Below are 16313 nucleotides of genomic sequence, written 5' to 3' on the forward strand. Positions count from 1 at the left end.
ATCACGCCTGACGACGCGCGGCGGATCGTGGACAGTCGCTTGGCCGCTCAAGTGTCAGCGTAATACCACAGTGCGCCGCTCGGTGATGAAGACGCGCCGCTCCAGATGGCAGCGCACCGCGCGCGCCAGCGCCTGGCATTCCATGTCCCGGCCGGCGGCCTGCAATTGCTCCGGGCTGTAGGCGTGGTCCACCCGTTCCACCACTTGTTCGATGATCGGGCCTTCGTCCAGATCGTCGGTGATGTAGTGGGCGGTGGCGCCTATCAGCTTGACGCCGCGCTCGTGCGCCTGCTGATACGGCCGCGCGCCCTTGAAGCCCGGCAGGAAGGAGTGGTGGATGTTGATGGCGCGGCCGGCCAGCCTGGCGGCCGCGGCGCTGGACAGCACCTGCATGTAGCGGGCCAGCACCAGCAGCTCCGCGCGGCAGTCTTCCATCAACGCCAGCAGCGCGGCCTCCTGTTGCGGCTTGTTGTCCGCGCTGACCGGCAGGTGATGGAAGGGCAGGCCGTAAGCCGCGGCGATGGGGGCGAGGTCGCGGTGGTTGGAGACGATGGCGGCCACCGTCATGTCCAGATCGCCCATCTTCTGGCGGTAGAGCAGGTCGTTCAGGCAGTGATCCAGCCGGGACACCATGATCAGCACCCGCGCGCGCTGGCGCCGGTCGTGCAGCTGCCATTGCAGGTCGCGGTAGTGGCCGCCCATCCGCGCCATGCCCTCGTTCAACCGTTCCGGGGCAAAGTCCGGAAGCTGCGGGTGGAATACGCAGCGCACGAAGAAGCGCTGACTGCGGGCGTCGTCGAACACCGCCAGCTCGTCGATATAGCAGCCTTGCTGTTCCAGCAGCGCGGAGAAGCCGGCCACCTGGCCGGAGGCGCTGCGGCAGGCGAAGCTGAGCACATAGGAGGGGAGGTCTGCGTTCATGGGCGTTTCCTTGTGATGGGCGGCATGGCGTCCCAATCTAGATGCGGCCCTGCTCGCGCGCTGTTCACGATGCGTCCGCTTTGCGTGGATTTCGGACATCGCGGTGTCGTCTGCGGGCAAGAGCCCGTCCTTTTCAGCCAAATGCGCCGGCCGCGCCGCGTTGAGAATGAGGCTTCCTTCAACCCCGATATCACCGGCGCGGGCCCATGGCGGCCCGGCAGCGGGAGCTCAGATGGCAAACCGATACTCGCTGTGGAGCCTGATCCGGCACGGACTCAGCCACCATCAGGGCTGGCAGCCGGCCTGGCGCAGTCCGCAGCCTGAAAAAAACTACGAGGTGATCATCGTCGGCGGCGGCGGGCACGGCCTGGCCACCGCCTATTACCTGGCCCGCGTGCACGGCATCCGCAAGGTGGCGGTGCTGGAAAAAGGCTATCTGGGCGGCGGCAACACCGCGCGCAACACCACCATCATCCGTTCCAACTATCTGTGGGACGAATCCGCGCTGCTGTACGAGCACGCGCTCAAGCTGTGGGAGGGGCTGTCCCAGGAGCTGAACTTCAATGTGATGTTCAGCCAGCGCGGGGTGATGAACCTGGGCCACAGCCTGCAGGACATGCGCGACATCGAGCGCCGGGTCAACGCCAACCTGCTTAACGGCGTGGACGCCGAGCTGCTGTCGCCGCGGGAGATCAAGGAGCGGGTGCCCTTGATCGCCACCGGCGGACACGCCCGCTACCCGATCCTGGGCGCCAGCTATCAGCCGCGCGGCGGGGTGGCGCGCCATGACGCGGTGGCCTGGGGCTTCGCCCGCGCCGCCAGCGAGCTGGGCGTGGACATCATCGAGGAATGCGAGGTCACCGGCCTGTTGATCGAGGACGGCCGGGTGCGCGGGGTGCAAACCGGGCGCGGCGAGATCCGCGCCGACAAGGTGGGCTGCGTGGCCGCCGGCAACAGCGCCGTGCTGGCGCGGATGGCCGGCTTGCGGCTGCCGCTGGAGAGCCACCCCCTGCAGGCTTTCGTTTCCGAATCGCTGAAACCCTGCCTGGACACGGTGGTGATGTCCGGCGCGGTGCACGGCTACATCAGCCAGTCGGACAAGGGCGAACTGGTGATAGGCGCCGGCATAGACAGCTATCTGGGCTATGGCCAGCGCGGCAGCCCGCATGTGATCGAACACACGGCGGCGGCCATCATCGAGCTGTTTCCCTCTTTTTCGCGGGTGAGGATGAATCGGCAGTGGGGCGGCATCGTCGATGTGTCGCCGGACGCCTGTCCCATCATCGGCAAGACCCGGATCAAGGGCCTGTATTTCAACTGCGGCTGGGGCACCGGCGGTTTCAAGGCCACGCCCGGTTCCGGCCACGTGTTCGCCCACACCATCGCCAATGACCAGCCGCACCCGTTGAACGCGGCTTTTGCGCTGGAGCGCTTCGCCTCCGGCCGCTTGATAGACGAGCACGGCGCCGCCGCCGTGGCCCATTGAGGGGGAGGCTTATGCTGCTGATTCACTGCCCGCACTGCGGGGAGGCGCGGGAGGAGGAGGAGTTCGCCTACGCCGGGGAGGCCTTCATCGTCCGCCCGGCGGCGCCGGAGCAGGTGGACGACGAGACCTGGGGCGATTATCTGTTTGGCCGCAAGAACCCGCGCGGCTGGCATTGGGAGCAATGGCAGCACGCCGCCGGCTGCCGCAAGGTGTTCGCCGTCCGGCGCCACACCGTCAGTTACGAGATCGCCGGCAGCTGGACGCTGGCCGAGGGCAAGGCCCGCTATCGGCAGGAGGATCAGGCGTGAGCGGCTATCGCATCCATCGCCCCGGCGAGCGCATCGACCGCAATCGGCCGCTGGCCTTTAACTTCGACCGCGCGGCCTATCACGGCTTCGCCGGCGACACCCTGGCCTCGGCGCTGCTGGCCAACGGCGTGCGGCTGCTGGGCCGCAGCTTCAAATACGGCAGGCCGCGCGGCATCGTCGGCTTCGGCGCGGAGGAGCCCAACGCGCTGGTCCAGTTGGAGAGCGGAGCCTTGAGCACGCCGGACCTCAAGGCCACCCAGGTGGAGCTGTACCAGGGCTTGCAGGCCAGCAGCGGCCTGGGGGACGCCTCCTGGGGCATGCGGCTCAAGGGCGCGCTGGGCAGGTTGGAGCGCTTCCTGCCGCCGGGCTTTTATTACAAGACCTTCATGCGGCCGGCGAGCGCCTGGCCGTTCTACGAGCGGCGCATCCGCGAGGCCGCCGGCTACGGCGAAGCGCCGCGGCTGCCGGATGCCGAGCATTACGATCACCTGCACCACCATGTGGACGTGCTGGTGGTGGGCGGCGGCGCGGCCGGCTTGTGGGCGGCCACGCTGGCGGGGCGCGCCGGCCTGAAAACGCTGTTGCTGGACGAGCAGGCGGAAATGGGCGGCTGGCTGCTGAGCGAGCGCCGGCAGCGCATCGACGGCCTGGAGGCGATGGACTGGGCGCGGCAACGGCTGAGCGAGCTGGCGGCGCTGCCCAATGTCCAGCTGCTGCCGCGCGCCACCGTTTTCGCGCTGCACGAGGGCAATCTGGCGCTGGCGGTGGAATTGCTGCAAGACCATCTGCCGCCGTCCGAGCGCGATCCGGACCGGCCGCGCCAGCGACTGCACAAGATCCGCGCGCGTCAGCTGGCGCTGGCCAGCGGCGCCATCGAACGGCCGCTGGTGTTCGGCAACAACGACCTGCCCGGGGTGATGACCGCCGCCGCCGGCCACAGCTATCTGAACCGCTACGGCGTGGCGGTGGGGCGCCGGCTGCTGTTGCAGACCCAGAACGACGCCGCCTACGACGCGGCGCTGGAACTGGCCCTGTCCGGCGTGGCGGTGACGCTGGCCGACGTTCGCCCCGACGGCGCGGCGGCATGGCGCGGCCGCGCCGCGCGGAATGCCGGCGTGGAGCTGCTGACCGGTTACGGCATCGCCCGGGTGAACGGCGGCGCCGGCGTCAGCGGCGCGGAACTGGTGAAGCTGGCCGCGGACGGCCGGAGCGTGGCCGGCAAGGGGCCGCGGCTGGAGGCGGACGGGGTGCTGTCTTCCGGCGGGCTCAGCGCCACCGTGCATTTGTTCTGCCACAACGGCGGCCGCCCGCTGTGGCGTCAGGACTGCCTGTCCTTTGTCTGCCCGGACGAGGGCCGGCCCGGCGTCGCCTGCGTCGGCGCGGTCACCGGGCGTTGGGACTTGGGCGAGGCCCTGGCCCAGACCCACGCCGCCATGCTGGCCCAGCTCGGCCTGGCCGCCGGCGGCCAGGGCGCCGCGCCGCGGGTGGAGGCGGAGGAACTCGCCGCGCCGCGCGAAATCTTCCGGCTGCCGGACGGCCGGCGCGAAGGCGTCGGCGCCAAGGCCTTCGTCGATTACCAGAACGACGTGGCCGCCGCCGACATCCACCTGGCGGTGCGCGAGAACTATCGCTCCATCGAGCACGTCAAGCGCTACACCGCGCTGGGCTTCGGCACCGATCAGGGCAAGCTGTCCAACGTCAACGGCTTCGCCATCGCCGCCGAGGCGCTGGGCAAGCCCATCGCCGAGGTGGGCACCACCACCTACCGGCCGGCCTACACCCCGGTCAGCTTCGGCGCGCTGGCCGGCGCCAACGTCGGAGACACTTTCGATCCGCGCCGTTACACCGCCATGCACGACAGCCACGCGGCGCGCGGCGCGGAATACGAACTGGTGGGCCAGTGGCTGCGGCCCTGGTATTTCCCGCAGCCGGGCGAAGACCTGCACGCGGCGGTGCGCCGCGAATGCCGCGCCGCGCGCCAGGGAGTGGCGGCGATGGACGCCTCCACCCTGGGCAAGATCGACGTGCGCGGCCCGGACGCGCGCGAATTTCTAAACCGCGTCTACAGCAACGCCTGGAGCAAGCTGGAGCCGGGCAAATGCCGCTACGGCCTGATGCTGGACGAAAACGGCATGGTGATGGACGACGGCGTCACCGCCTGCCTGGCGGACGACCATTTCCACATGACCACCACCACCGGCGGCGCGGCGCGGGTCTACGGCTGGCTGGAGCGTTGGCATCAGACCGAATGGCCGGAGCTCAAGGTGAGGCTGAGCTCCATCACCGACCACTGGGCCACCACGGCGCTGGTGGGCCCGCAAAGCCGGGCGGTGCTGCGCAAGCTGTGCGCCGACATCGACCTGGCCCCGCAGGCCTTCCCCTTCATGGACGGCCGCGTCGGCACCGTGGCCGGCGTGCCGGCGCGGGTGTTCCGCATCAGTTTTTCCGGCGAGCTGGCTTATGAAATCAATGTGGACGCCGGCTACGGCCGCTATCTGTGGGAAGAGGTGATGCGGGCCGGGGCCGAATTCGGCATCACGCCTTACGGCACCGAGGCCATGCATGTATTGCGCGCTGAAAAGGGCTTCATCATCGTCGGCCAGGACAGCGACGGCTCGATGAGCCCCAACGATCTGGCCATGGGTTGGGCGGTGGGCATGAAAAAACCGTTCAGCTTCCTGGGCCGCCGCTCCTTGTTGCGCGCCGACACCGCCGGCGCGGGCCGCAAGCAGCTGGTCGGCTTGCTGACGGAGGACCCGCGTCTGGTGCTGCCGGAAGGCGCGCAAATCCTCAACGACCGCGACGACGCCGCGCCGGCGGCGATGCAGGGTCACGTCACCTCCAGCTATCACAGCGAATGCCTGGGCCGCTCCATCGCCATGGCGGTGTTGAAGGACGGCAGCCGCCGCGAAGGCGACACCGTGCAAGTGTGGTGGCGCGGCCGCTGCGAGCCGGCGCGGGTGGCGTCCGCGGTTTTCGTCGACAAGGAAGGGGAGCGTCAACATGCCTGAGTCCGCGTTCAAGCCCTGGCTGGAATCGCCCTTGCATCGTTTCGCCTTGCGGGACGAGGCCGAACCGCGCCGCGCCGACAGCCGCGCCTGGGGCAATGAGGCGCCCAATCTGGGCTACGCGCTGCTGCGCGGCGACGGCGCCGAGGCCGGCTTCCTGGAACTGACGGCGCGGATCACCGGCCTGGAGCCGCCGCGCCGGCCCAAGGCCTTGAGCCAGGGCGAGGGCGGCGCGCTGCTGTGGCTGTCGCCGGACGAATGGCTGCTGATCAGCAGCCGCCAGCGGCTGGCCGCCTGGCTGCCGGCGCTGGAGCGGGGTTTCGCCGAGCGGCGGGTGTTCGCCCAGGCGCTGGATGTCAGCGGCGGCTTCACCGCCGTCTACCTGTGCGGCGAGCCGCACCTGGCGGTGCTGCGCCATCTGGGCGCTTACGATTTCGAAGCGCTGCGCCCCGGCCAGGGCGTCGGCACCTTGCTGGGCAAGGCCGCGGTTCAGGTGCTGCGCCTGGACGGCGACGGCGTGTTCGTGGTGTGCCGCCGCAGCTTCGCCGACTACGTCTGGCTGCTGTTGCGGCGCGCGGCGCGGCCTTACGGCTTCGCCGTGTGCGAACTGCCGGCGGACGCCGGCCATCCGCTGTGGGCGCAATTGGCGCAAGCGGCGCCGGCGGCGGCGCTGGCAGGGAGTGTTTACGGTCTTTAGGAGACGGCAATGGATTTGCATGCAGACGCGCTGGTGATAGACGGGCTGATCATCGCCAAATGGGCGCGGCCGGTGTTCGAGGACATGCGCCGCGGCGGCTTGAGCGCCGCCAATTGCACCGTGTCGGTGTGGGAGGGCTTTCAGGACACGGTGAACAATATCGCCGAGATGAAAGGGCTGATCCGCGAGCACGGCGATCTCTTGACCCTGGTGCGCGGCGTCGAGGATATCCGTCGGGCCAAGGCGGAGGGCCGCACCGGCGTCATCCTGGGTTTTCAGAACGCTCACGCCTTCGAGGACAGGCTGGAGTCCGTCGAAGCCTTCGCCGACATGGGCGTGCGCGTGGTGCAGCTGTGCTACAACACGCAAAACCTGATCGGCACCGGCTGTTACGAACGCGACGGCGGCCTGTCCGGCTTCGGCCGCGAAGTCATTGCGGAAATGAACCGCGTTGGCATCATGGTGGACCTGTCCCATGTGGGCGGCCTGACTTCGCGCGAAGCCGTTCTGGAATCGAAAAAGCCGGTCTGTTACTCCCATTGCCTGCCCTCGGGCCTCAAGCCGCATCCGCGCAACAAGAGCGACGAGGAGCTGCGCTTCATCGCCGACCACGGCGGCTTCATCGGCGTCACCATGTTTCCGCCCTTTCTGCGCCGCGGCATCGAAGCCACCGTGGACGACTACGTGGAAGCGATGGATTACGTGATCGCGCTGGTGGGCGAAGACTGCGTCGGCTACGGCACCGACTTCACCCAGGGCTACGATCAGGGCTTCTTCGACTGGATCACCCACGACAAAGGCCGGTATCGCCGGCTGACCGATTTCGGCACCATCCTCAACCCGGAAGGCATTCGCACCATAGGCGAAACGCCCAATCTGACCGCGGCGATGCAGCGGGCCGGCTGGCCTGAGCGCAAGATCCGCAAAGTGCTGGGCGAGAACTGGTTGCGGGTGTTCGGCGAGGTATGGGGGGCTTAGCCCCCTGGCCACAGCCCTGATCCCGCGTTGAGCCTCCTCGCGCGCAAGCGGCGCATGGGTATTTCTTAAGATCCGTTCAAAGTCTCGCGAGCAAGGGCGAGACAAGGCGAAAACAAGCGAAAAAGCGGAATGTACGAGTGGTACATGAGCATTTTGAGCTGGTACTCACCGTGCAACGCTTCACGACGCGCAGCAGACTTTGAACAGGCTCCAAGGCGGGCCCACCGCATCCGATGCACATTCAGGAGGATTTATGAAGCAACTTAAAGTATTGGGGGCTTTGTTGTTGTCGGCCGCGCTTTGGGCCCAGCCGGCGGCGGCGGAGACCGAGCTGAAGCACTGGCCGCCCAAGATCGCGGAACGGCTGAACGCCATGATCAAGGCCAATGCTCATAAGGGCGAATACGCAGTGTTCGACATGGACAACACCAGTTACCGCTACGATCTGGAAGAAGCGCTGCTGCCTTATATGGAAGCCAAGGGCTTGCTCAGCCGCGAGCGGCTGGACCCGTCTTTGAAACTGATTCCCTTCCGCGACGAGCCGGACCGGCCGGAGAGCCTGTACAGCTACTATCTGCGGCTGTGCGAGATAGACGAACTGATCTGCTACCCCTGGGCGGCGCAGGTATTTTCCGGGCTGACGCTGCGCCAACTCAAGACCCAGGTAGACGCGCTGATGGCCAGCGGCGCCCCGGTGCCGGTCAGGTATTTCCATCAGGGCAAGCCGGTGGAGGGCAGCGTGCCGGCGCCGCGCGTGTTCACCGGCATGGTCGAGCTCTACACCAAGCTGCGGGAGAACGGCATCGCCGTCTACGTGATGACCGCGGCCAGCGAAGAACTGGTGCGTATGGTGGCCAGCGACCCGCGTTACGGCTACCGGGTGCCGCCGCAGAATGTGCTGGGCGTCAATCTGCTGCTGAAAGATCGAAGCAGCGGCGCGCTGACCACCTCGCGTTTGCAGATCAAGCGCGGCGGCTATGAGCCGGAACGCAATTTGGACCTGGAGCTGACCCCCTATCTGATGAACCCCATGACCTGGTACGAGGGCAAGGCCGGGACCATGCTGGGCTGGATAGACCAATGGCGCAAGCCGGTGCTGGTGGCCGGCGACACGCCGCAGTCCGATGGCTACATGCTGCTGAACGGCGTCGACACGGCCAAGGGCGGCTTGCGGCTCTGGGTAGACCGCAAAGCGGGCTATTGGGATCAGATCCGCAGCTGGAGCCGGGAAGCGGCCAGGCAGCAGCGCAAGCTGGGCCTGCCGGCGACGGCGGACCGCAACTGGCTGGTGGTGAAGCCGGAGCAGATTCAATAAGCGCTGGAAGACGCGGAATGGGGCGGATGGGCATTCTCACGCCGCTGGCAAGCGGGTATCGCCGACGCGCAGCAGATCGTAAACAGGCTCTTAAGGGAGGAAGCAAATATGTTGAGGCAATGGTGTTGCATCATCCTGCTGCTCTTGTGCGCGCCGGCCCAGGCGGCGGAGGCCCCGCCCGGCAAGCCCGTCATCAAGATCGGCTACGTCGAAGGCTGGGCCGACAGCGTGGTCACCACTCAAGTGGCGGCCCAGATCATTCGCGGCCGGCTGGGCCACCCGGTGGAGCTGGTGCCGGTGGCCGCCGGCATCATGTGGCAGGGCGTGGCGCGCGGCGATCTGGACGCCACGCTGTCGGCCTGGCTGCCGGTGACCCAGGGCGCGTATTACCGGCAGTTCAAGGGCAAGGTGCTGGACCTGGGGCCCAATTACGCCGACGCCCGCATCGGCCTGGTGGTGCCGGACTATGTCGCCGCGCGCGCCATCGGCGATCTCAACGCCGCCCGGGCGGCGCTGCTGGGGCGCATCGTCGGCATCGACGCCGGCGCCGGGGTGATGCAAAAGACCGAAGAGGCGATCAAGGCCTACCGGCTGAATTTGACGCTGATGCCCAGTTCCGGGCCGGGCATGACGGCGGAGCTGGCGCGCGCGATCAACGCCCGCAAGCCCATCGTGGTCACCGGCTGGGTGCCGCACTGGATGTTCGCCAAATGGAAGCTGCGCTTTCTCGACGATCCGCAAAAGGTGTTCGGCGAGGCCGAGCACGTCAACAGCGTGGCCCACCCCGGCCTCAGCGCCAAAGCGCCGCAGGTGCTGGCCTTTCTGCAGCGTTTCCGCTGGCGGCCGGAGGAAATCGGTTCGCTGATGCTGGCGGTGGAAACCGGCGACAAGCCGGCCGCGGCGGCGGCGTCTTGGGTGCAGGCCCACCCGGCGCGGGTGGCCGAATGGGCGCCCTGAGTCGGGCGTGCTCAATGTTCTTCCTCCCCTTGGCGGACCGCGGTCCGCCTTTTTTGCGTCCGCGCCGCGCGGTGTCGGCCATGGGCAAAAACCGGTCGCGCCCGCGGCTCCGGCTCGGGATGGGCTGCGGCAACATGCCGGCAATGACGGGCTGCGCCCGGCTTGCACAGGAGAACGGCATGCAACCGCAACTTCCCATCGACGTGGACCCGGACAGCGGCGTCTGGCGCACCAACGGCCTGCCCATGCTGTACGTGCCGCGCCATTTCTTCATCAACAACCACCTGGCCATGGAGGCTGCGCTGGGCCGCCACCAGTACGCGGACGCGCTCTACCAGGCCGGTTATCGCTCCGCCCATTTCTGGTGCGCCAGCGAGGCGGCCACCCACGGCCTGTCCGGCCTGGCGGTGTTCGAGCACTACCTGAGCCGGCTGTCCTTGCGCGGTTGGGGCCGTTTCCGCCTTCTGGAGGCCGACGCCGCCAGCGGCAACGCCCACATCCGGCTGGACCATTCCTGTTTCGTGCTGGCCCAGGGCGAGGCCGGCGCGCCGCAAAGCGAGCACATGGCCTGCTATCTGTTCGCCGGCTGGTTCGCCGGCGCGATGGACTGGGTGGGGGAAGACCTGGGGCGCGATTACCGCACCGTTTGCCGTGAAAGCCAGTGCGCCGGGCAGGACGCGCCGCATTGCGCGTTCACGGTCCACCCCTTGTAGAGCGCACTTTTCTCGGTCAGCGCGGCGGGGAAAACATACGTCAACAGACCCTTAGGAGCCGGCCATGTCTTACCCCCACTTGTTCGAACCCATCACCCTGAACCGGCTGACCTTGCGCAACCGCATCGTCAGCACCGCCCACGCCGAGGTCTACGCCGAAACCGGCGGCCTGCCGGGGGAGCGCTACATCCGCTATTACGAGGAAAAAGCCAAGGGCGGGCTGGGGTTGGCGATTTGCGGCGGCTCCAGCCCGGTGTCCATCGACAGCCCGCAGAGCTGGTGGAAATCGGTGAACCTGGCCAGCGACGCGGTGATCGAGCCGCTGGCGCGGCTGGCCGAGGCCATGCACCGCCACGGCGCCAAGATCATGATCCAGGCCACCCATATGGGGCGGCGCTCCAGCTACCAGGGCGAACACTGGCCGCACCTGCTCAGCCCCTCGGGCGTGCGCGAACCGGTGCACCGCGGCAACGCCAAGATCATGGAAGTGGAGGACATCCGCCGCGTGATCGCCGATTTCGCGCTGGCGGCGCGGCGGGTCAAGGCCGCCGGCCTGGACGGCGTCGAGATCGCCGCCGCCCACCAGCACCTGATCGACCAGTTCTGGAGCCCGCGCACCAATCAGCGCGACGACGAATGGGGCGGCAGCCTGGAAAACCGGCTGCGCTTCGGCATGGAGGTGCTGCAGGCGGTGCGCGCCGAGGTGGGCGCGGACTTCTGCGTCGGCCTGCGCATGTGCGGCGACGAATTCCACGAAGACGGCCTCAGCCACGACATGCTCAAGGAGATCGCCGCCCGCATGTCCGAAACCGGATTGATCGACTACCTGTCGGTGATAGGCTCCGGCGCGGACACCCACAACAGCCTGGCCAACTGCATGCCGCCTATGGCCTTGCCGCCGGAGCCTTTCGTGCACCTGGCCGCCGGCATCAAGGCGGTGTCCAGCGTGCCGGTGATGCACGCGCAGAGCATCCGCGACCCGGTGCAGGCGGAGCGCATCCTGGCCGCCGGCATGGTGGACATGGTGGGCATGACCCGCGCCCACATGGCCGATCCGCACCTGGTGATCAAGATCCGCGACGGCAGGGAGGACCAGATCCGCCAGTGCGTGGGCGCCAACTACTGCATAGACCGCCAGTACTACGGCCAGGACGTGCTGTGCATCCAGAACGCCGCCACCAGCCGCGAGGCCAGCATGCCGCATCTCATCGCCCCGGCGCCGCGGCAGCGCCGGGTCGTGGTGGTGGGCGCCGGGCCGGCCGGTCTGGAGGCGGCGCGGGTGGCGCGCGAGCGCGGCCACGAGGTGGTGCTGTTCGAGCGCCAGCCGCAGGTGGGCGGCCAGATCCTGCTGGCGGCCCGGGCGCCGCAGCGCGAACAGATGGCCGGCATCGTGCGTTGGCTGGACATGGAAATCCAGCGTCTGGGGGTGGACCGCAGGCTGGGCGCGGCGGCGGACCGCTCCATGATCATGGACCAGCGGCCGGACATCGTGGTGCTGGCCACCGGCGGCCGTCCGCACACCGGCCAGGTGCCGGCCTGGGGCGTGGCCGAGGGGCTGGCCGTCAGCAGCTGGGACATTCTGTCCGGCCAGGTGGAGCCGGCCGGCAAGGTGCTGGTCTACGACGCGCTGGGCGGCCACGCCGGCTTCGGCGTCGCCGACTATCTGGCCAGCCGCGGCAGCCTGGTGGAAATCGCCACCCCGGAGGTGAAAGTGGGCGAGGACACCGGCGGCACCACCTTTCCCATCTTCTACCGGCGGCTGTACGCGCAAGGCATCATTCCCAGCCCCAATGTCTGGCTGGAAGGGGTGTACGCCGAGGGCGACAAGAAAATCGCCGTGCTGCGCAATGAATACACCGAGGCGCTGGAAGAGCGGGAAGTGGACCTGGTGGTGATAGACAACGGCGTGCTGCCCGACGACGCCTTGTACCGGCAACTGAAGCCGCTGGCCAGGAACCGCGGCCAGACCGATGTGCGGGCGCTGTTCGCCGCCGAGCCGCAACCCTGCCTGGACTGGCCGCTGGAGGACGGGGAGTTCCTGCTGTTCCGCGTAGGCGATTGCGTGTCCATGCACAATATCCACGGCGCGCTCTACGACGCGCTGCGGCTGGTCAAGGATTTCTGACATGAGCTTTCCCCATCTTCTCAGCGGCCTGTTCTGGCTGGGCGCCTTGTTGCTGGCCGCCGGGCTGCTCCGGCGCGCGCGGCTGTGGCGGCGGGGGCGCGCCGCGCCGGCGTCCTGGCTCGGCCTGCTGGCCGCGCCCAGGCGCTACTTCGTCGATCTGCACCGAGTGGTGGCCCGCGATCCGGCCGCGGCGCGCGCCCACGTGGCGGCGGCCGGCGGCGGAACGGCGGCGCTGCTGCTGATCGCGCTCAATTACGGTCTGTTGCTGCACCAGCGCTGGCTGGATCTGCTGCTGGCGACGGCGGCGGCGCTGATGCTGGCCGGCGCGGCGCTGATGCGCGCCCGCCGCCGCCCGTCGCCGGCCCGGCTGTCGCAGGGCGCGTGGCAGCAATTGCCGGCCTTGCTGGCCTGTTTCGCCTCGGGCGCGCTGCTGGCCGCGGCGCTGGCCGGCGGCGAGCTCTGGCTGAGCGCCGCCGGGCAAGGGCTGGCCGCGGTCGCTCTGCTGCTGCTGACGCTGGGCGGCGCGGAGCTGGCGCTGGGCATAGGCCTGGGCCGGCCGATGAAGCACGCGGTGGCCGGCTTGCTGCACCTGGCCTTCCACCCGCGCGCCGAGCGCTTCGCCGGCAAGTCCGCCGACCTGAAGCCCTTGAACCTGGCCGCCGGCGAGCTGGGCGCGGCGCGGGCGGCCGATTTCGCCTGGAACCGCCTGCTGTCCTTCGACGCCTGCGTGCAATGCGGCAAGTGCGAAGCCGTCTGTCCGGCCTTCGCCGCCGGCCAGCCGCTGAACCCCAAGCGCCTGATCCAGGATTTGGTGGCGGCGATGGGCGGCGGCGGCCCGGCCTACGCCGGCAGCCCGCATCCGGGCCGGCCGGCGGCCGCGGCCGCGAGCGCGGACCGGGACATCGTCGGCGGCGCGCTGGCGGCGGACACCTTGTGGTCCTGCACCACCTGCCGCGCCTGCGTGGAAAGCTGCCCGATGCTGATCGAGCACGTCGACGCGGTGATCGATCTGCGTCGGCATCTGACCCTGGCGCGCGGCGAGCTGCCGGGCAAGGGCGCGGCGGCGCTGGCCAATCTGCGCCATACCGACACCGTCGGCGGCCATCCGCTGCGCGCCCGCTACCACTGGGCGGCGGATCTGGATCTGCCCTTGCTGCGCGAGGGCGAGGCCGTCGATTGGCTGCTGCTGGCGGGCGAGGGCGCGTTCGACATGCGCTATCAGCGCGCCTTGCGCGCCTTGCTGACCGTGCTCAAGGCCGCCGGCCTGCGCGTGGCGGCGCTGGGCGAGGCCGAGCGCGACTGCGGCGACCTGGCGCGCCGGCTGGGCGACGAGGCCGGTTTTCAGCGGCTGGCGCAAGCCAATATCGCCACGCTGGCCCGCTATCGCTTCGCCCGCATCGTCACGCCGGACCCGCATGTCTTCCATTGCCTGGCCAATGAATATCCGGCGCTGGGCGGCCGTTACGAAGTCTGGCACCACAGCCGGCTGCTGGCGCAACTGCTGGAGACGCGGGCGATCAGGGTGCGGCCCCGCGCCTCGGCCGCGCCGCTGAGCTATCACGATCCCTGTTATCTCGGCCGCTACAACGACGCTTACGACGCGCCGCGCCGCGTTTTGGCCGGCATCGGCATCCAGGTGCTGGAGATGGAGCGTTCCGGCCGCGACGCCCGCTGTTGCGGCTGGGGCGGCGGCGCGGCCTTCACCGATATTCCCGGGGCGCGCCGCGTGCCGGACATGCGCATGGACGATGTCCGCGCCGCCGGCGCCGACCGCGTGGCGGTGGCCTGTCCCAATTGCACCGCGATGCTGGAAGGCGTCGGCGGCGCGCGGGCGGAGGTGGTGGAATTGGCGGAACTGGTGGCGGAGCGCCTGCTGGACGCCGGCCATGAGCCGGCGCAAGGGCAAGGCGCGGTCGAGAGGGAGGTGGTATGAAGAGCAGGACGCAAACCGCGCCGCGGGTGGACCCGCGCCGGCCCTGGGTGCGCTCGCCGGGCGGGCTCAAGCGCATCGTGCTGGGCGAGGACGGCGGCCGGCGCGACGCGCCGCCCGCGGCAAGCATGGCGGCGGCCAAGCCCTTGCGCAGCGCCGGGCCGTTCGACGGCCGGGTGCTGGTGGTGGCGCACGCCGAACGCGGCCAGCTGGACGAGGCGGCGCGCGAGGCCATCGCCGCCGCCGCCCTGTTGGCCGGTCCGCGGGAGGAGGTGCTGGCGGTCTTGTTCGGCATGGACGGCTGCGCCGACGCCGAACTGGCCGAACTGGCGCTGGACCGCGCGCTGACGCCGGCCGACCCGGGCTTCGCGCCGGAGGCCAAGCTGGCCTTGCTGCGGCGGCTGTGGCGGCAAGAAACGCCGCGTCACATCCTGTTCGCCGACCGCGGCGACGACGCCGACCTGGGCCGGCGCTTCGCCTGCCGCGAGCGCTTGTCGGTGTTGACCGACATCGTGGAAATCGCCGCCGACGGCGCGCGCCGCCGCCGGCCGGGCGCGGGCTTCAGCGTGCACGCCCCCGCCGAGGCGCTGTTGCTGGCGCGCGGCGTCGCCGATGCCCGGCTGCCCTTCGTCGGGCTGGGACGCCGGCAGGCCGGCGCGGCGGAGGCGGCGGCGGAGCGGGTGAGGGACCTGGGCAGCGTCGTCAGCCCGGCCTCGCAGCTGGCGCTGGAGGAGGCGGACCTGATTCTGGCCGCCGGCAACGGGGTCAGCGACGTGCCGGCCTTCCTGCGGCTGGCGGCAACCATGGGCGCGGCGGTGGGCGCGTCGCGGGTGGCGGTGGACGACGGGCGCTTCCGCCGCGAGCAGCAAGTGGGCGCCACCGGCCGCAGCGTGCAGGCCAGCGCCTATCTGGCGCTGGGCATCTCCGGCGCAGTGCAGCACTTGCAAGGCATCAAGGCCTGTCGCCACGTGATCGCGGTCAATCTGGACGCGGCCGCGCCCATGGTCAAACGGGCGGACCTGAGCGTCATCGACGACTGCCAGTCCTTCATCCACGCCTTGCAGGCCTTGCTGGAGCGAGAAGGCAAGGAGGCGCGCTCATGAGCCAGACAGTCTTTGCCGCCGGCGCGGAAGCGAAAACGGCGGTGTTGGTGGCGCCGGCGGCGCATCCGGTCAGCGGACGGCCCTGCGCCGGCGCAGGCGACCTGGCCGCGCTGGCGCTGGCGCGCCGCCTGGGCCGCGCCTTCGTCGTGCTGCACGCCGGGGCCGCGGACAAGGACGCGCTGGCCGACTACCTGGCCCAGGGCGCGGCGGCCATCACCGTGCTGGACTTGCCGGCGGACAGCGACCCGACGCCGGCGCTGATCGCCGCCCTGGGCGGCTTCGAACTGATTCTGTGCGGCGAGCGCTCCGGCGGCGGCGAGGCGTCGGCGCTGCTGCCCTATCTGCTGGCGGAAGGCCTGGACCGTCCCTTGCTGCCCGGGGTGCTGGAACTGAGCGAGGCGGACGGGGAGTGGCGGGCGCTGCAGGGCCTGGCCAAGGGCCGGCGGCGGCGGCTGGCGGCGCAGGCGCCCTTGCTGGCCAGCGTCAGGCCGGACGGCGCAGAGCCGCGCTGGTCCTGGGCCGGCCTGCAGCGCGGCGTGCTGACGCGGCGGACGGCGGCAGGGGCGCCCATGCCCGCGCCCAGGCTGGAGCCGGCGCGGCGCGCGCGGGCGCTGGCGGCGCAGCGCGGCAGCGGCCTGGAGCGTCTGCTGGGGGCGATCGCCGGCGAGGCCGGCGGCGGCGGGCGCGTCGTAAAACAGGGGGATTCCGTCGAGAAAGCGCAAGCGGTGCTGGATTACCTGCGGCAACATCAGCTCGTCGATTTTTGAGCGGC

13 protein-coding genes are annotated in these 16313 nt (G+C 69.7%); 12 read left to right on the forward strand and 1 reads right to left on the reverse strand.

From position 1 onward, the window contains the following. Positions 1 to 54: 54 nt before the first annotated feature. Positions 55 to 921, reverse strand: a complete 867-nt coding sequence (purU, locus tag VK98_RS01190) for a formyltetrahydrofolate deformylase (RefSeq protein ID WP_048412284.1) — start codon at positions 919 to 921, stop codon at positions 55 to 57. Between the two features lie 232 nt (positions 922 to 1153). Here purU and VK98_RS01195 point away from each other — a divergent pair, with 232 nt between their 5' ends. From VK98_RS01195 to VK98_RS01250, 12 genes are all read left to right on the forward strand, one after another. Next, positions 1154 to 2407: a sarcosine oxidase subunit beta family protein gene (locus VK98_RS01195; protein WP_048412285.1), complete on the forward strand. Its 1254-nt coding sequence runs from the start codon at positions 1154 to 1156 to the stop codon at positions 2405 to 2407. 11 nt (positions 2408 to 2418) lie between these two features. Continuing rightward, positions 2419 to 2715, forward strand: a complete 297-nt coding sequence (locus VK98_RS01200) for a sarcosine oxidase subunit delta (RefSeq protein ID WP_048412286.1) — start codon at positions 2419 to 2421, stop codon at positions 2713 to 2715. Further along, positions 2712 to 5726: a sarcosine oxidase subunit alpha family protein gene (locus tag VK98_RS01205; RefSeq protein ID WP_048412287.1), complete on the forward strand. Its 3015-nt coding sequence runs from the start codon at positions 2712 to 2714 to the stop codon at positions 5724 to 5726. The genes VK98_RS01200 and VK98_RS01205 overlap by 4 nt, the downstream gene beginning before the upstream one ends. Beyond that, positions 5719 to 6420: a sarcosine oxidase subunit gamma gene (locus tag VK98_RS01210; RefSeq protein ID WP_048412288.1), complete on the forward strand. Its 702-nt coding sequence runs from the start codon at positions 5719 to 5721 to the stop codon at positions 6418 to 6420. Before VK98_RS01205 ends, VK98_RS01210 begins: the two co-directional genes overlap by 8 nt. A gap of 9 nt (positions 6421 to 6429) precedes the next feature. After that, positions 6430 to 7398 (forward strand): dipeptidase, encoded by a 969-nt coding sequence (locus VK98_RS01215; RefSeq protein ID WP_048412289.1) that lies wholly within the window; start codon positions 6430 to 6432, stop codon positions 7396 to 7398. A gap of 253 nt (positions 7399 to 7651) precedes the next feature. After that, entirely contained in the window at positions 7652 to 8713 is a 1062-nt protein-coding gene (locus VK98_RS01220) for a phosphorylcholine phosphatase (protein WP_048412290.1), read from the forward strand. A 108-nt stretch (positions 8714 to 8821) separates the two neighbouring features. Beyond that, positions 8822 to 9670: a glycine betaine ABC transporter substrate-binding protein gene (locus tag VK98_RS01225; RefSeq protein ID WP_048412291.1), complete on the forward strand. Its 849-nt coding sequence runs from the start codon at positions 8822 to 8824 to the stop codon at positions 9668 to 9670. A gap of 179 nt (positions 9671 to 9849) precedes the next feature. Continuing rightward, on the forward strand, positions 9850 to 10383 hold the full coding sequence (locus tag VK98_RS01230; RefSeq protein ID WP_048412292.1) for a DUF5943 domain-containing protein: 534 nt from the start codon (positions 9850 to 9852) through the stop codon (positions 10381 to 10383). Positions 10384 to 10447: 64 nt separating this feature from the next. Further along, complete coding sequence (locus VK98_RS01235) at positions 10448 to 12508, forward strand: NADH:flavin oxidoreductase (protein ID WP_048412293.1); 2061 nt, start codon at positions 10448 to 10450, stop codon at positions 12506 to 12508. Between the two features lies 1 nt (position 12509). Then, positions 12510 to 14441, forward strand: coding sequence for a DUF3483 domain-containing protein (locus tag VK98_RS01240; RefSeq protein ID WP_048412294.1), 1932 nt, complete (start codon positions 12510 to 12512; stop codon positions 14439 to 14441). Then, positions 14438 to 15541, forward strand: a complete 1104-nt coding sequence (locus tag VK98_RS01245; RefSeq protein WP_048412295.1) for an electron transfer flavoprotein subunit alpha/FixB family protein — start codon at positions 14438 to 14440, stop codon at positions 15539 to 15541. The genes VK98_RS01240 and VK98_RS01245 overlap by 4 nt, the downstream gene beginning before the upstream one ends. Then, entirely contained in the window at positions 15538 to 16308 is a 771-nt protein-coding gene (locus VK98_RS01250) for a hypothetical protein (RefSeq protein WP_048412296.1), read from the forward strand. The genes VK98_RS01245 and VK98_RS01250 overlap by 4 nt, the downstream gene beginning before the upstream one ends. The last annotated feature ends 5 nt before the right edge of the window (positions 16309 to 16313 follow it).

It is taken from the genome of Chromobacterium sp. LK11 (assembly GCF_001043705.1).
Classification (GTDB): domain Bacteria; phylum Pseudomonadota; class Gammaproteobacteria; order Burkholderiales; family Chromobacteriaceae; genus Chromobacterium; species Chromobacterium alkanivorans.

Excerpts from the sequence above, each read along its gene's own strand:
- VK98_RS01235 (WP_048412293.1), top strand. The coding sequence starts at position 10,448 with ATGTCTTACCCCCACTTGTTCGAACCCATCACCCTGAACCGGCTGACC.
- VK98_RS01230 (WP_048412292.1), top strand. The coding sequence starts at position 9,850 with ATGCAACCGCAACTTCCCATCGACGTGGACCCGGACAGCGGCGTCTGG.
- VK98_RS01245 (WP_048412295.1), top strand. The coding sequence starts at position 14,438 with ATGAAGAGCAGGACGCAAACCGCGCCGCGGGTGGACCCGCGCCGGCCC.
- VK98_RS01195 (WP_048412285.1), top strand. The coding sequence starts at position 1,154 with ATGGCAAACCGATACTCGCTGTGGAGCCTGATCCGGCACGGACTCAGC.
- VK98_RS01220 (WP_048412290.1), top strand. The coding sequence starts at position 7,652 with ATGAAGCAACTTAAAGTATTGGGGGCTTTGTTGTTGTCGGCCGCGCTT.
- VK98_RS01200 (WP_048412286.1), top strand. The coding sequence starts at position 2,419 with ATGCTGCTGATTCACTGCCCGCACTGCGGGGAGGCGCGGGAGGAGGAG.
- VK98_RS01210 (WP_048412288.1), top strand. The coding sequence starts at position 5,719 with ATGCCTGAGTCCGCGTTCAAGCCCTGGCTGGAATCGCCCTTGCATCGT.
- VK98_RS01225 (WP_048412291.1), top strand. The coding sequence starts at position 8,822 with ATGTTGAGGCAATGGTGTTGCATCATCCTGCTGCTCTTGTGCGCGCCG.
- VK98_RS01250 (WP_048412296.1), top strand. The coding sequence starts at position 15,538 with ATGAGCCAGACAGTCTTTGCCGCCGGCGCGGAAGCGAAAACGGCGGTG.
- purU (WP_048412284.1), bottom strand. The coding sequence starts at position 921 with ATGAACGCAGACCTCCCCTCCTATGTGCTCAGCTTCGCCTGCCGCAGC.
- VK98_RS01215 (WP_048412289.1), top strand. The coding sequence starts at position 6,430 with ATGGATTTGCATGCAGACGCGCTGGTGATAGACGGGCTGATCATCGCC.
- VK98_RS01240 (WP_048412294.1), top strand. The coding sequence starts at position 12,510 with ATGAGCTTTCCCCATCTTCTCAGCGGCCTGTTCTGGCTGGGCGCCTTG.